Origin of the sequence: Paenibacillus sp. FJAT-27812 (assembly GCF_001273905.1) — a bacterium.
GTDB lineage: Bacteria > Bacillota > Bacilli > Paenibacillales > Paenibacillaceae > Pristimantibacillus.
In genome coordinates this window covers 1,864,512-1,877,113 of the sequence record NZ_LIGH01000001.1, presented here as the reverse complement: position 1 = coordinate 1,877,113, position 12,602 = coordinate 1,864,512, and the positions used below count along the sequence as shown (strand labels likewise).

The following is a 12,602-nucleotide window of genomic DNA, read 5'->3' as shown; positions in this document are numbered from 1 at the left end:
TATCCTAAAACCGTTTGCTGCGACCCATACATCCAGCAGACACAGTTAAAGAGGTTTTCAGCAAACCTAATCTTTCGTATCCAGTTTTCAGGGCGTAAATTTCCTGACTTTGCAAGCGTCCCCGAACGCTGCAAACGACATCTATTCGGGGGACAAGCGTGGCGGTGTAGCTCAGCTGGCTAGAGCGTACGGTTCATACCCGTGAGGTCGGGGGTTCGATCCCCTTCGCCGCTACCATTACCTTTCTTTATTGTAATACCCAGGAGGCTTAGCTCAGCTGGGAGAGCATCTGCCTTACAAGCAGAGGGTCGGCGGTTCGATCCCGTCAGCCTCCACCATTATTTTCTTATTCGGAATTATCCGGATCCACTTGGAGCTGTGGTGTAGTGGCCCAACATGCCTGCCTGTCACGCAGGAGACCGCGGGTTCGAATCCCGTCAGCTCCGCCATTTTTCTTTAAAGTAAGGCTCGGTAGCTCAGTCGGTAGAGCAGAGGACTGAAAATCCTCGTGTCGGCGGTTCGATTCCGTCCCGAGCCACCACTTTATTTTTCGCTTAAAGCGAAAAATAGGTAATAGTATGGAGGATTAGTGAAGTGGCTAAACACGGCAGACTGTAAATCTGCTCTCTCTGAGTTCGGTGGTTCGAATCCATCATCCTCCACCATTTCTTTACTCATCATGAGTCATTAGCTCAGTTGGTAGAGCACCTGACTTTTAATCAGGGTGTCGTAGGTTCGAATCCTACATGACTCACCATTTTTTTCTAACAACGAACTTGCAACCGGAGATCTTAGGATCTTCGGTTTTTTTGATTTTAACGGACTAAATAAGAAAAGGTGTACGCAAGAAGCAACGGTTTGCTTCCAAGCGTACACCTTTATTTGTTTATATACCGTTATTTGCCGCGCAGCGAAAGCTCATGAACCAGCTCGTTGACCGTTTCCGTCAGCCGCAGAGTCAGCTCTTCATTTAATTCGAACACTGGAGCTTCATTAGGCTCTTGCGTACGGTTAATTTGCGAATCCACTGCGTACACGCCGCTAACATATAGCTTAGCGCCCATCGAGGCTAGCACCGGCTTAAGGGAGTAATCGATCGAGAGAAGATGAGCGATGGTGCCGCCGATGAAAAGAGGAGCGATAATTTTACCGTCAAGACCCTTTTGCGGAAGCAGATCAAGGAATGTTTTCAAAACGCCTGTAAAGGAAGCTTTGTAAACAGGGCTTGCAATAATGACAGCGTCAGCCTCTTCAACCAATTTATTAGCTTCAACAATTGCAGGGCTGCCAAAACGCGCATGAATGAGATCTTCAGCAGGCAAAGAAACGACGGTAATAAGATTGACCGATAAGTCCTTCTCATGCAGTTGCTGCTCTACATACTGAGTGATTCCATTCAAGCGTGACGAAGCATTTGGACTACCGGAAATAATAACGATATTAGGCATGTGCAGCACTCCTCTTTCTCAATCAAATAGTGGCAGATTAATAATACATTAATCCGATAAGTGTACTTTGATTAAATCGTACCACGAACATGTCAATTCGGTCAAACAGGTATCATTTGTTTCTTGTATTTTATCGATATAAGGGAACAATGTATACATACGGTAATAAATAAAAAAAGGGGTAGTTGCAATGGTATACGGTTTGGCGGCATTAATTAGCTTTGCGATTGTATTTGCAAGCGTACCACCGCTTCGGAAGCTTGCGCTGCGCCACGGATTTGTTGATAGACCGAATCAAAGGAAAATACATAACAAGCCGATTCCACTCATGGGTGGAGCGGCTATTTTTGCCGGCTGCGTCATTGCGATGTTTATTTTTATCGGCTTTACTCCGCTTACATGGACAATCGTTACGGGAGGCACCGTACTCGTCATCGTTGGCCTGCTGGATGATAGGGCAAAGACGAAGGGACGTGACTTTCCAGTATGGCCGCGCGTCATTCTCTATATGGGGGCGGCTTCCATTCCAACTTTATTCCACATCAAAATTGCAGGTGTCGCAAATCCCTTCACGGACCTGTTTATTTCATTTCCTGATTGGTTCTCTTGGCTGACGACGATGCTGTGGGTATTTGGATTGATCAATATGATCAATTTTATCGATGGCGTTGACGGGCTTGCTTCAGGTGTCTGCACGTTATCCGCACTTACGTTATTAACTGTGGCACTTATAACCGGACAGCCTAATTCGGCTATTTTAGCGGTGATTGTTGCCGGAGCGAGTTTTGGGTTTTTGGTGCATAACTTTTACCCAGCGCGTATTTTTATGGGTGATGCCGGTGCCACCTTTCTTGGTTATACACTAGCCGTCATTGCGGTTGACGGCACGTATAAGAGAGCGACATTCATTACGCTGCTTGTACCGATGCTGGCGCTTGGTTTGCCTATTTTTGATACCGCATATGTCATGCTCCGCAGGCTGATCAGCGGCAAGGGCCTGCACCGGGCAGACAAGCTGCATACGCATCATATTTTGATGAAATGGGGGCTTAGCCAGGTACAAACGGTATCGTTTCTTTATTTGATCGCGACGCTGTTCGCGTTGCTGTCGATCATTCTTTTACTGGCATTAGGCTGAATTAGGCGGGCTCTTGTGGTACAATGACGAAAAAAAGCGTTATTCTACATAGAAGTAGGAATAAGCTTTTTAACCTTTATCCTGCTTTTATGGAGCTGCTAAACGTAATTGCGTGTCCAGTTAGGACGCACTCAGCCGCTAACGCTTGTGGAGATTGGAGATAGAGAAATGAGCACGACAGATTGGTTGAAGCCACTGCAGCACATTTTGAACTGTCCGGTACATGTTGTTTCGAAATCGATAGCGGAGTGGAGCGATTTAGTAAGTAACGCTTCCGAGACATGGTTAGGCGATAATCCGTTATCTTCCTCCATAGAAGGACAGCGCGTTGAGAACGACGGGAAAACTTGGATTGTTATCTCCTCTACTGAATATGATGTAGAACTACTAGAAATTGAAAGTCAAACTCTGCAAGCTACTGAGAAAGAGTTGATCAGTTGGACGCTGCAGCTTAATCGCGGCGCATTGGCTGAGAAAAAGTCCGCGGCCCTATCTGAAACCGAAAGGCAAGCGCTTAAACTAGGCGATTGGATTCAGAAGCAGCTGGAGTCGAATGAGCCTGCCTACTCCTTGCCCGATCATTTGACCGTTGGCAGCCGTTTGTTTAATGAAATGATTCCATTTTTGCTCGTAACGGAACAATCGGGTATGAAGCAAGCGACGTATACGGAACTGGAGAAGCTGCTTCGCTCGTTTATGTCCGATGATGTATTGCTTATTCCGCTAAAGAGCCAGGAGTGGCTCATATGGGGTTCCATTTCGTTATTGAAGGATGAGGATTCAGATGCGTTCGACGAGCATGAAGAGGAAACGCTTGAGGACAGCCTAGCCTCGATTGGGCTTGGACTGCATGAGATGCTTGCCAGCGAGTGGATCGGTGAATGCCATTTGGCAGTCGCACATCCAACATCACCTGCCAAGGGAATGGTAGAGACAACGATGCTGCTTAGGGAAACGGTTAATCTTGGGCGTAAATTCCATGTCGGCACCAATATTCATCTGCCATGGATGCTTCAGCTGGAGCGTCTATTAAATGCCATACCAGAGGTGCAGCGTTCCAAGTATTTGGAGCAATCGCTAAAAAGAGCCGATTTGTTCGTAGAGTCGGAAATGCTGAGCACGCTGGACACTTTTTTTACGCTAGATTGCAATGTTAGTGAGACGGCGAAAAAATTATACATTCATCGCAATACGTTATTATATCGCTTGGACAAGCTTAAACAGGAGACTGGGCTTGATGTTCGCCAGTTCCGTGATGCCGTATTAGTCAAAATTATATTGCTATTGTACAAAGTTACGAAAAGAAATTAGTTTTTTTGTAAAGTATGTGCATAGTCACAGCTTCCCTAGTGGGATAAGATATAGGCATATCGAAATTTCTTTCTAGGGGGAAAATTATCATGGCAGGCGTACGTTTAGAAGGCATTTACAAAAAATACCCGGGTACTGACAAAGCATCGGTTACTGACGTTAACTTAGATATTAAAGACAAAGAGTTTCTCGTATTGGTCGGACCATCTGGTTGCGGTAAATCGACAACTCTTCGTATGATTGCAGGCCTTGAAGAAATTTCGGAAGGCAAATTGTTCATCGGCGACCGCCTAGTGAACGACGTTGCTCCTAAAGACCGCGACATCGCGATGGTATTCCAATCCTACGCGTTGTACCCGCACATGAACGTTTACCAAAACATGGCTTTCGGCCTTAAACTTCGTAAATTCAAAAAAGCAGACATCGACAAACGTGTTCGTGAAGCTGCTAAAATTCTAGATATCGAGCATTTGCTAGACCGTAAACCAAAAGCGCTTTCCGGTGGTCAACGTCAACGTGTCGCTCTAGGACGCGCAATCGTTCGTGAGCCGCAAGTATTCTTGATGGATGAGCCGCTTTCCAACTTGGACGCGAAACTTCGCGGACAAATGCGCGCTGAGATCAGCAAGCTTACTAAACGTCTTGAAACAACAACAATCTACGTAACGCATGACCAAATCGAAGCAATGACAATGGGTGACCGTATCGTTGTTATGAAAGACGGTTTCATTCAACAAACGGCTTCTCCTGAAGAGCTGTACAACCACCCTGTTAATATCTTCGTAGCCGGCTTTATCGGCGCTCCTTCGATGAACTTTATCAGCGGTTCCCTTTCAGAGCAAGGCGGCGCGCTTCGCTTCAAAGCTAGCGGCGTTGACGTAGTAGTTCCAGAAGGCAAAGCAGCAGTGCTTCGCTCGAAAGGTTACATCGGTAAAGAAGTGATTCTTGGCATTCGTCCAGAGGATCTTCACGAAGAGCCAGTATTCTTGGAAGCTTCCCCACAAACAATCGTGAACGCGAATGTTGAGGTTGCTGAGAACCTTGGTCACGAAATGTACCTATACCTGAACGGTATCGGCACTGACACCGTTATCGCTCGTGTTGATGGCCGCTCCGGTCTACGTGATGGCACAAGCGTTAAGCTTGCGCTTGACATGAACAAAGTACATTTGTTCGACAAAGCATCTGAACTTAACATTTTCGAAGCTTAATAAATAGTATGGAAGAAGAACGATCGGAGTATCCGGTCGTTCTTTTTTTTGTGCGCTGCTGCGAAAACCGTTTGCGCATCTTGGCCGTCTAATAGTCAAAGAAAAGCTGAACGAGAAAGCGGCAGTCTCGGCATAGGGGGTAGGAGCATGAATAAAGAGGAGTTGGCGGAGGCGGCGATACGTGGTGATGAAGCGGCTTTCCTGCAACGTGTTGAGCTGGATAAGCAGCAAATGTACGGCATTGCCTATTCATATATGCGCAATGAAGCGGATGCGCTGGAAGCATTGCAAGAGACGGTTTGTCGGATTTGGACGAAGCGGCGCGATTTAAGGGAAGCGCGATTTTTTACGACATGGTCAATTCGAATATTGATTCGCGTGTGCATGGATGCTCGGAAGAAGCAGACGCGGGAGCGTCCTACTGAGGGTATTGCTCAGCAATATGGCAACGGAATGAGAGCAGACGAAGCGGATGCGGCAGCAAGGCTTGATATGGCGGCACAGGTGCAGCAGCTCCCAGCAAACTACCGTATGGTCATCACGCTGAAATATTACCGGGACATGACGATAACGGAAATAGCTGAGCTGCTAGAGAAGCCGGATGGGACCATTCGCACTTGGCTGAATAAAGGTTTGAAATGCTTAAGAGCCGATATGACTGAAATGAAGGAGGAGATAGGGTATGGGCGCGGAAATGGAGACGGGCTTCGAGCGGGTAGATCAGAGACTGCGGAGTGACAAGGATCAAGTGGAGATGAAGCTGGGACAGATGCCTGATCATTTGCTTGACGAAGCGATCCGAAGAGGACTTGAGCAAGGCCGCAAGCGAGCGGTACGCGGACGAAGGAAGAGAATGAGCGTAGCTATGTTCGTTTCGGCTTTGAGTATATTTTTGCTGCTTACCGCGTTCGTGCGCGTATCTCCTGCTTTTGCGGGTATGCTGAAGGATATTCCGGGGTTTACCGGATACGTTGACTTCATTCAAGGCGATAAGGCGTTGCTGTCTGCAGTCGAAAATAAATTTTTTCAGCCTGTTAACCTGTCAGCCGAGAAGAATGGTTATACATTTACGGTAAAGGATATTTTGGCGGATGACCAGCGTTTAGTTATTTTGTATACGGCTGAGGGGCCCGGTATAAACAATAATACTGGTTTTCTAAAATATAAATTGAAAACGAGTGACGGTGCGGATTTGATGGCATCTATTGGTTCATCACATTTTCCAAGCGATGACGCCGCTGGAGAGAGCGTTCCGGTACACGATTATTTGGATGTGTTATTGGTAGAAGGCGCACCTATGCCTGAGAGCTTGCAATTCAGCTTATTTCTAGGCAATCAGTGGCTGGAGGTCGACTTCCCGATCGAGCATGAACGGTTCGCAGTGATGCGGGAGGATATCGCCATCAATCAAAAGTTTGAGGTGGGCGGACAACGCTTCACGGTGAAGGATGCCGTTATTACGCCTCTTCAATTTTCATTATCCTTCGAGGCTGATCCGAATAACGATTTGCACGCAAATGACTTTATTCATGTAGCGCTAGTGGATGAGAAGGGCAGACGCTATGAGACGAATTCGGGCTTTGGCGATCTCAACTCGTCGATAACGAGACATTTTAAGAGCAGCTACTTCGATCGGCCCAAAAAGCTGACGTTAGTCGCTGACGGCTTGTATCTATCTGAAAAAAACCTAAGCGTAACGATCGACACGGATAAAATGGAGACGATATCCTCACCGCAAAACAGGCTTCAGTTAGTCAGCAAGGAGGAAACTGCGGAAGGATATGAGATCAAGCTTGATTTGCTGGGACTAGATGAGATCGATAAGAAGGCGGGCTATGAATTATTTGCGCATGAGGGCGTCTTTAAGGATGCTTCTGGCATCGCGTATCCGATCTCGGATAGCCGCGGCGTGGAATGGAACTCTGATGAGGATAAGGTCACCCACGTCTTTCGGATTCCGAAAGCAAACTATAAGCAGCCGTTAACTTTCGACATCGAGGAGTTTATCGGCTATGTAAGGAAGCCAATAAGTATACCTATTAAGTAAATGATAGGCGCTGGGCAGCGGAGGAAACGTTGCGTTCAGCGCCTTTTTCCTTTACGATGAAGACATTGGAAAATAACATACATACACACACTAGCAGTTGTCATATGAGGGAGGCCCTACGATGCCGAAAAAAGTGAAAGTATCTGAGCTCGTCAAACAATTTCAGCTCGAAATTATAGCTGGCGAGGACGGAATGAAGCGTGCCATAACGGTAGATGATTTGTATCGGCCAGGCCTTGAAATGGCCGGATATTTCCATTACCATCCAAGCGAGCGCGTTCAGCTGCTTGGCCGAACGGAAATATCGTTTTTAAATATGCTAGGCAGCGAAGAGCGCAAGGATCGTATGGTGCGCCTATGCAATGAGGACACGCCTTGTATTATTTTGACTAGAGGGCTTGAAGCGCCTCAGGAGCTAATCGATCAATCGGCCGAGATGCAAATCCCGCTGCTGCGCAGCAACGTGGCAACGACGATTTTGTCCAGCAGAATTACCGATTTTCTTGAGAGAAAGCTAGCGCCAACGGCTACGATTCATGGCGTTCTCGTTGACGTGTACGGCGTCGGCATGCTCATTACAGGAGGCAGCGGCATTGGTAAGAGCGAGACAGCGCTAGAGCTCGTTAAACGCGGCCACCGGCTTGTCGCCGATGATGCGGTCGAGATTATGCAAACCTCGGATGCGCAGCTGCACGGCAGCGCGCCGGAGCTTATTCGCCACTTGCTTGAAATTAGAGGACTAGGGATCATTAATGTGATGACGCTGTTCGGAGCAGGTGCTGTACGTACGCAGAAGCGTATCGGGCTAGTTATCAAGCTGGAGAACTGGCAGCAGGACAAACAGTATGACCGCCTTGGCCTAGACGAAGAAACAACGCGCATTATCGACACGGATATTCCTCTCGTGACCGTACCTGTACGTCCAGGTCGTAACTTAGCAGTCATTATCGAGGTTGCGGCGATGAACTTCCGTCTGAAACGGATGGGTTACAATGCGGCGCTGCAATTTACGAATAAGCTGACGGAAACGATTGCCGATGATATGGATGAATACGATTGAACCTAAAGGGGATATAAAATAATGAAGACATTGATACTAAATCCAATTGCCTTCACGTTAGGATCGATTGAAGTGCATTGGTATGGCATTATTTTGGGAACGGCGGCGTTAGTGGGTCTTCTGTTCGCCGTGCAGGAAGGAAAACGCTTCGGCATTAAGCCGGATTTGTTTATGGACTTGCTGCTGCTCGGCGTTCCTTCCGCCATCATTGGAGCGCGAATTTATTATGTGGCGTTCAAGTGGGAAGATTATAAAGGAAACTTTATTGATGTGTTCAAAATATGGAATGGCGGCATCGCGATCTATGGCGCTATTATCGGAGCCTTTATTTGCGGATTTTTCTACTTCCGTTACAAAGGCTATAACTTCTGGCGTTTAGTGGATATTTGTGTGCCCGGACTTCTTGCGGGCCAAATGATCGGACGCTGGGGCAATTTTATGAACCAGGAAGCTTACGGCGGAGAGGTTAGCGAGTCATTCCTGCGCAATACGCTGCATTTGCCATCCTTTATCGTCGATCAGATGCTAGTACAAGGCGTATATCGCCATCCCGCATTTTTGTATGAGTCGATCTGGAGCTTAGTCGGCATTATCATCTTGCTCGTGCTGCGCCGCCAGAAATTTTTGCGTGCGGGCGAGCTGATGGCCAGCTACTTTATCTGGTATTCGATCGGCCGCTTCTTTATTGAAGCGCTTCGTACAGACAGCTTGGCTTTTATCGGGCCATCTTGGCTTGCTTCATTCATCAATGCCCTATGGACGCCAATGGAAGTGCTGTTCAAGCAAGGGTATTTGGACCCTGCATACGGCAATGTTAGAATTTCGCAGGTGCTGGCTTTGCTGCTCATTCTAGGGGCTATCGTGCTCATTATCGTTCGCCGCAAGACAGGTCTTGCATCAGCGCGTTATCTTGATCCGATCGTAACTACGAAGCCGGAGAGAAACGGCGGCTCGGAAGCAGCAAAATTGGAAGATGCGGCTACGGTTAAAGAGGAAGAAGCCGGCAAACGACAAGAGTAATTTAGGAGGTTTTACGATGACGGGCAAAATCAAAACGATGCTGTTCGATTTAGACGGCACGATTATCGACACCAATGAGCTCATCATTCGCTCGTTCATAGAATCGTTGCAAGGCATAACGCCTGAGGGCTTTGGCAGAGAGCACATCATCCCAAGCATGGGACAGCCGCTAACGGACCAAATGAAGCTTTTCTCAGGGCTGGAAGATGTAACGCATCTTGTTGCAGCGTATCGCGAAGTGAATTTAAGGTTGCATGACGAGTATGTAAAAGCATTTGATTATGTGAACGAGGTTATCGAACGTCTGCATGGTGAAGGCATTCAGATCGGGGTCGTTACGACCAAAATGCGCCTAACGACAGAACGTGGCTTGAAATATACGGGGTTGTTTGATTACGTGGATGCAATCGTCACGATTGACGATGTCGTTAATCCTAAGCCTCATCCTGAGCCAGTGAGCAAAGCGATTGGACTGCTTGGAGCAGACCCGGCAACAACGATGATGGTAGGCGACAGCACGGTGGATATCGAATCCGCGATCGCTGCGGGTGCCATTGCGGTTGGCGTGGCTTGGTCGCTTAAGGGCGAGCTGAAGCTGAAGGATGCGGGAGCACATCATGTGATTCATGATATGCGCGATCTATATGCATTTGTTGGAATGGAGCGGGAGACGCTTGCGCAAAGTTGAACGATATCCGGTGGAAGGGCCAAACGCGCTGTGGCAAGTATATTCTACGGTAAGCCGAGTGAAGTCGGTCCGTAATTTCATCTTTATCCAGCTTGCCCGCTATTGTCCGATCCTTCCGCTCAAAAATTGGATTTACCGCCGTTTGCTCGGGATGAAGGTCGGGGAGCATACCGCATTTGCACTAATGGTTATGGTCGATGTCTTCTTTCCAGAACGCATTACGGTCGGCAATAATACGATTATTGGATATAATACAACGATTCTCACCCATGAATATTTGATCAAGGAGTATCGGCTTGGCAACGTTGTCATTGGCTCCCATGTTATGATCGGCGCTAATACGACGATCCTTCCCGGCGTCACGATCGGCGACCATGCGGTCGTAGCAGCCGGCTCTGTCATCCATAAGGACGTGCCTGCTTATGCATTTGTCGGAGGCAATCCGATGCGGGAGATTAAGAGAAGCGATGCTTCACACACAAGTGGGAACGACGAGAACGTACGGAGCATTTTAAACGAATAGCTGTTAAAAAAGCCTCGTCCAGACGAGTTCGTTTCGCAGCTGGGCGGGGTTTCTTTTTGGCGCGTGGAGGGCCGTATTCGGCTTGACGAATTTAAGCTTTTCATGCTAATATTACGATTAAACTCTTTAATTTGTTAGCATGGTAACATGGTATCGCTTTAAACCACTAAAGTAAGTGAAGGTGATTATATATGTCCAAACCAAAAGTTTTTGAGAAGCCGACAGGCGTTAAAGATTATTTGCCAAGCGCGGTAGCGAAGCTGCGTCATATAGAGCGTCAGGTGCTGGCCTGCATGCAGGGCTGGGGCTATGAGCAAATTATTACACCAACGATGGAATATTACGACACGGTAGGCGTTGCCAGCTCGACATCGGATCAGAAGCTGTTCAAGCTGCTTAACAACCGCGGAACGACGCTAGTACTGCGCTCCGATATGACGGCGCCTATTGCCCGTGTTGTATCCTCACTATTGAAACAAGCCGATTTCCCGCAGCGCTTGTCCTATCACTCGAACGTGTTCCGCGCTATTGAGGAAGAGGCTGGCCGCGAGGCGGAGTTTTTCCAAACGGGTGTAGAGCTGGTCGGCGATTCATCGGCTGAAGCGGATGCGGAGGTCGTCGCTCTTGCGATTGCTTCTTTGAAAGCAGCTGGCGTCGAACGTTTCAAAATAGCGATCGGGCATGTCGGCTTCCTGAACGGATTAATGGAAGAAGCTCTCCCGGGCCGGGTAGAAGCACAGGAGCAGCTTAAGAGCTGCTTGCTCGGACGTGATTTTGTAGGCTATCGAAAGCAGCTGCGTGAGCTGTCTATCGATGAGTCGGTACAGCAGGAGCTTGAAGGTATTTTGCGTTTGCGCGGCGGCCAGGAGATCTGCGATCAGGCGTTGCAGCTAAGCGTAGACGATAACGCACGCTCATCGATTCGCCATCTATGCGAGATTTGGGATGTGCTGAAGGCGTACGGCGTATGCGAGCATGTACTTATTGATTTAACGATGATTGGGGATTTCTCTTATTATACAGGCATGACATTCGAAGGGTACGCTGCTGATCTCGGATTCCCGGTAGTTAGCGGCGGACGTTACGACAACCTGCTGGCACAGTTCGGCAGACCTGCGCCTGCAACGGGATTCGCGCTGAAGACGACGCGTATTTTGGAGCTGCTGGGCGATAAAGCGGAGAATGAAACTGAGCGTACGCTAATTGTTTACGATACTGCGGGCCGCGGAGAAGCGCTTGTCAAAGCGCAGGAGCTGCGCGCGCAGGGCGTTAGCGTAGTAACGGAGCGTTCGGACGAGAACGGCTCTTTAATAGATGGATTGAAATCGAAGGAGCGGGGCTCGTTTACGCATAAAGGCGTAAATTATACGGCTTTGCTGACGTTTAACGGGAATGGAATTAAAGGAGGCAGCGCCACATGAGCGGAGAGACTAGGGATATTTTGAAAGTGGCGATGCCGAAGGGCCGCATTTATAAGGTGGCATCGAAGCTCTTTCGCGAGGCGGGACTGCCGATTCCGAGTGATTTTGATGATACGCGCAAGCTGATCATTGAACTGCCAGAGGTAGGCATGGAGTTCATTATGGCGAAGCCGGTTGACGTGCCGACTTATGTGGAATACGGCGTAGCGGATATCGGTATCGTCGGCAAAGACGTGCTGATGGAGGAAAATAAGGACGTTTATGAGCTGCTTGATCTGGGCATAGCCAAATGCCGCATGTCGGTTATCGGCATGCCGGATTGGAAGCCAACGATCAACCCGCGCGTTGCGACCAAGTACCCGAATGTAGCGTCCGCTTATTTCCGCGAGCTTGGACAGCAGGTTGAGGTGATTAAGCTGAACGGCTCGATCGAGCTTGCGCCGATGATCGGCCTAGCGGACCGTATCGTCGATATGGTGGAAACGGGCCAAACGCTGCGGGAGAACGGGCTGGTGGAAATGGAATCGATCTTCGGCATTACGAGCCGCCTGATTGCCAATCGCGTAAGCTACCGGATGAAGAACGAAGCGATCCAGAGTCTTTGTGATCGGCTGCAGGCGACGTTGGCGGGACGGGTTTAAGGCTTAGTTAGAGCGAGTGACTTGGAAAGATCGGATGCGGTAACGAGCTAGGGATAGCGATAGATATTAAGTGCAGGGCGAGTATATGGAAGGA

Annotated in this window: 12 protein-coding genes and 6 tRNA genes; 17 read left to right on the top strand and 1 reads right to left on the bottom strand. The window is 48.4% G+C overall.

The features are described 5' to 3' along the window. Positions 1-160 precede the first annotated feature (160 nt). The 6 genes from ADU23_RS08025 (at position 161) to ADU23_RS08000 (ending at position 757) form a co-directional block, all read left to right on the top strand. Positions 161-237 (top strand) — tRNA-Met (locus tag ADU23_RS08025). Between the two features lie 25 nt (positions 238-262). Continuing rightward, positions 263-338, top strand: a tRNA-Val gene (locus tag ADU23_RS08020). 34 nt (positions 339-372) lie between these two features. Then, positions 373-449: transfer RNA gene (locus ADU23_RS08015), tRNA-Asp, on the top strand. A 16-nt stretch (positions 450-465) separates the two neighbouring features. Further along, a tRNA-Phe gene (locus ADU23_RS08010) sits at positions 466-541 on the top strand. A gap of 39 nt (positions 542-580) precedes the next feature. Continuing rightward, positions 581-665 (top strand) — tRNA-Tyr (locus ADU23_RS08005). A 16-nt stretch (positions 666-681) separates the two neighbouring features. Further along, positions 682-757, top strand: a tRNA-Lys gene (locus ADU23_RS08000). A gap of 139 nt (positions 758-896) precedes the next feature. On the opposite strand, the gene ssuE is transcribed toward ADU23_RS08000, so the two are convergent. Further along, positions 897-1,448, bottom strand: a complete 552-nt coding sequence (gene ssuE / locus ADU23_RS07995; RefSeq protein ID WP_053373260.1) for an NADPH-dependent FMN reductase — start codon at positions 1,446-1,448, stop codon at positions 897-899. A 190-nt stretch (positions 1,449-1,638) separates the two neighbouring features. On the opposite strand from ssuE, the gene ADU23_RS07990 reads away from it, so the two are divergent. The 11 genes from ADU23_RS07990 to hisG all read left to right on the top strand — a co-directional run bounded on the left by ADU23_RS07990 (position 1,639) and on the right by hisG (position 12,508). Beyond that, complete coding sequence (locus tag ADU23_RS07990; RefSeq protein WP_053373259.1) at positions 1,639-2,586, top strand: glycosyltransferase family 4 protein; 948 nt, start codon at positions 1,639-1,641, stop codon at positions 2,584-2,586. Positions 2,587-2,754: 168 nt separating this feature from the next. Beyond that, on the top strand, positions 2,755-3,897 hold the full coding sequence (locus ADU23_RS07985) for a PucR family transcriptional regulator (RefSeq protein WP_053373258.1): 1,143 nt from the start codon (positions 2,755-2,757) through the stop codon (positions 3,895-3,897). 89 nt (positions 3,898-3,986) lie between these two features. Then, the gene (locus tag ADU23_RS07980) at positions 3,987-5,108 is read left to right on the top strand and encodes an ABC transporter ATP-binding protein (protein WP_053373257.1); all 1,122 of its coding nucleotides are present in this window, start codon (positions 3,987-3,989) and stop codon (positions 5,106-5,108) included. A gap of 147 nt (positions 5,109-5,255) precedes the next feature. After that, a complete protein-coding gene (locus ADU23_RS07975; protein ID WP_053373256.1) occupies positions 5,256-5,846 on the top strand; it encodes a sigma-70 family RNA polymerase sigma factor in 591 nt (196 codons plus the stop codon). Further along, positions 5,791-7,155 (top strand): DUF4179 domain-containing protein, encoded by a 1,365-nt coding sequence (locus ADU23_RS07970; protein ID WP_053373255.1) that lies wholly within the window; start codon positions 5,791-5,793, stop codon positions 7,153-7,155. Before ADU23_RS07975 ends, ADU23_RS07970 begins: the two co-directional genes overlap by 56 nt. A 121-nt stretch (positions 7,156-7,276) precedes the next feature. Then, positions 7,277-8,215, top strand: coding sequence for an HPr(Ser) kinase/phosphatase (gene hprK, locus ADU23_RS07965; protein ID WP_053373254.1), 939 nt, complete (start codon positions 7,277-7,279; stop codon positions 8,213-8,215). Positions 8,216-8,236: 21 nt separating this feature from the next. Further along, positions 8,237-9,235, top strand: a complete 999-nt coding sequence (gene lgt / locus ADU23_RS07960) for a prolipoprotein diacylglyceryl transferase (RefSeq protein ID WP_053373253.1) — start codon at positions 8,237-8,239, stop codon at positions 9,233-9,235. A gap of 16 nt (positions 9,236-9,251) precedes the next feature. Continuing rightward, positions 9,252-9,923, top strand: coding sequence for a pyrophosphatase PpaX (gene ppaX, locus ADU23_RS07955; protein ID WP_053373252.1), 672 nt, complete (start codon positions 9,252-9,254; stop codon positions 9,921-9,923). Beyond that, positions 9,910-10,446: an acyltransferase gene (locus ADU23_RS07950; RefSeq protein ID WP_176707711.1), complete on the top strand. Its 537-nt coding sequence runs from the start codon at positions 9,910-9,912 to the stop codon at positions 10,444-10,446. Before ppaX ends, ADU23_RS07950 begins: the two co-directional genes overlap by 14 nt. A gap of 191 nt (positions 10,447-10,637) precedes the next feature. Next, the gene (locus ADU23_RS07945) at positions 10,638-11,867 is read left to right on the top strand and encodes an ATP phosphoribosyltransferase regulatory subunit (RefSeq protein WP_053373250.1); all 1,230 of its coding nucleotides are present in this window, start codon (positions 10,638-10,640) and stop codon (positions 11,865-11,867) included. Beyond that, positions 11,864-12,508: an ATP phosphoribosyltransferase gene (gene hisG, locus ADU23_RS07940; RefSeq protein ID WP_053373249.1), complete on the top strand. Its 645-nt coding sequence runs from the start codon at positions 11,864-11,866 to the stop codon at positions 12,506-12,508. The genes ADU23_RS07945 and hisG overlap by 4 nt, the downstream gene beginning before the upstream one ends. Positions 12,509-12,602 lie beyond the last annotated feature (94 nt).

Excerpts from the sequence above, each read along its gene's own strand:
- ssuE (WP_053373260.1), bottom strand. The coding sequence starts at position 1,448 with ATGCCTAATATCGTTATTATTTCCGGTAGTCCAAATGCTTCGTCACGC.
- ADU23_RS07990 (WP_053373259.1), top strand. The coding sequence starts at position 1,639 with ATGGTATACGGTTTGGCGGCATTAATTAGCTTTGCGATTGTATTTGCA.
- ADU23_RS07985 (WP_053373258.1), top strand. The coding sequence starts at position 2,755 with ATGAGCACGACAGATTGGTTGAAGCCACTGCAGCACATTTTGAACTGT.
- ADU23_RS07980 (WP_053373257.1), top strand. The coding sequence starts at position 3,987 with ATGGCAGGCGTACGTTTAGAAGGCATTTACAAAAAATACCCGGGTACT.
- ADU23_RS07975 (WP_053373256.1), top strand. The coding sequence starts at position 5,256 with ATGAATAAAGAGGAGTTGGCGGAGGCGGCGATACGTGGTGATGAAGCG.
- ADU23_RS07970 (WP_053373255.1), top strand. The coding sequence starts at position 5,791 with ATGGGCGCGGAAATGGAGACGGGCTTCGAGCGGGTAGATCAGAGACTG.
- hprK (WP_053373254.1), top strand. The coding sequence starts at position 7,277 with ATGCCGAAAAAAGTGAAAGTATCTGAGCTCGTCAAACAATTTCAGCTC.
- lgt (WP_053373253.1), top strand. The coding sequence starts at position 8,237 with ATGAAGACATTGATACTAAATCCAATTGCCTTCACGTTAGGATCGATT.
- ppaX (WP_053373252.1), top strand. The coding sequence starts at position 9,252 with ATGACGGGCAAAATCAAAACGATGCTGTTCGATTTAGACGGCACGATT.
- ADU23_RS07945 (WP_053373250.1), top strand. The coding sequence starts at position 10,638 with ATGTCCAAACCAAAAGTTTTTGAGAAGCCGACAGGCGTTAAAGATTAT.
- hisG (WP_053373249.1), top strand. The coding sequence starts at position 11,864 with ATGAGCGGAGAGACTAGGGATATTTTGAAAGTGGCGATGCCGAAGGGC.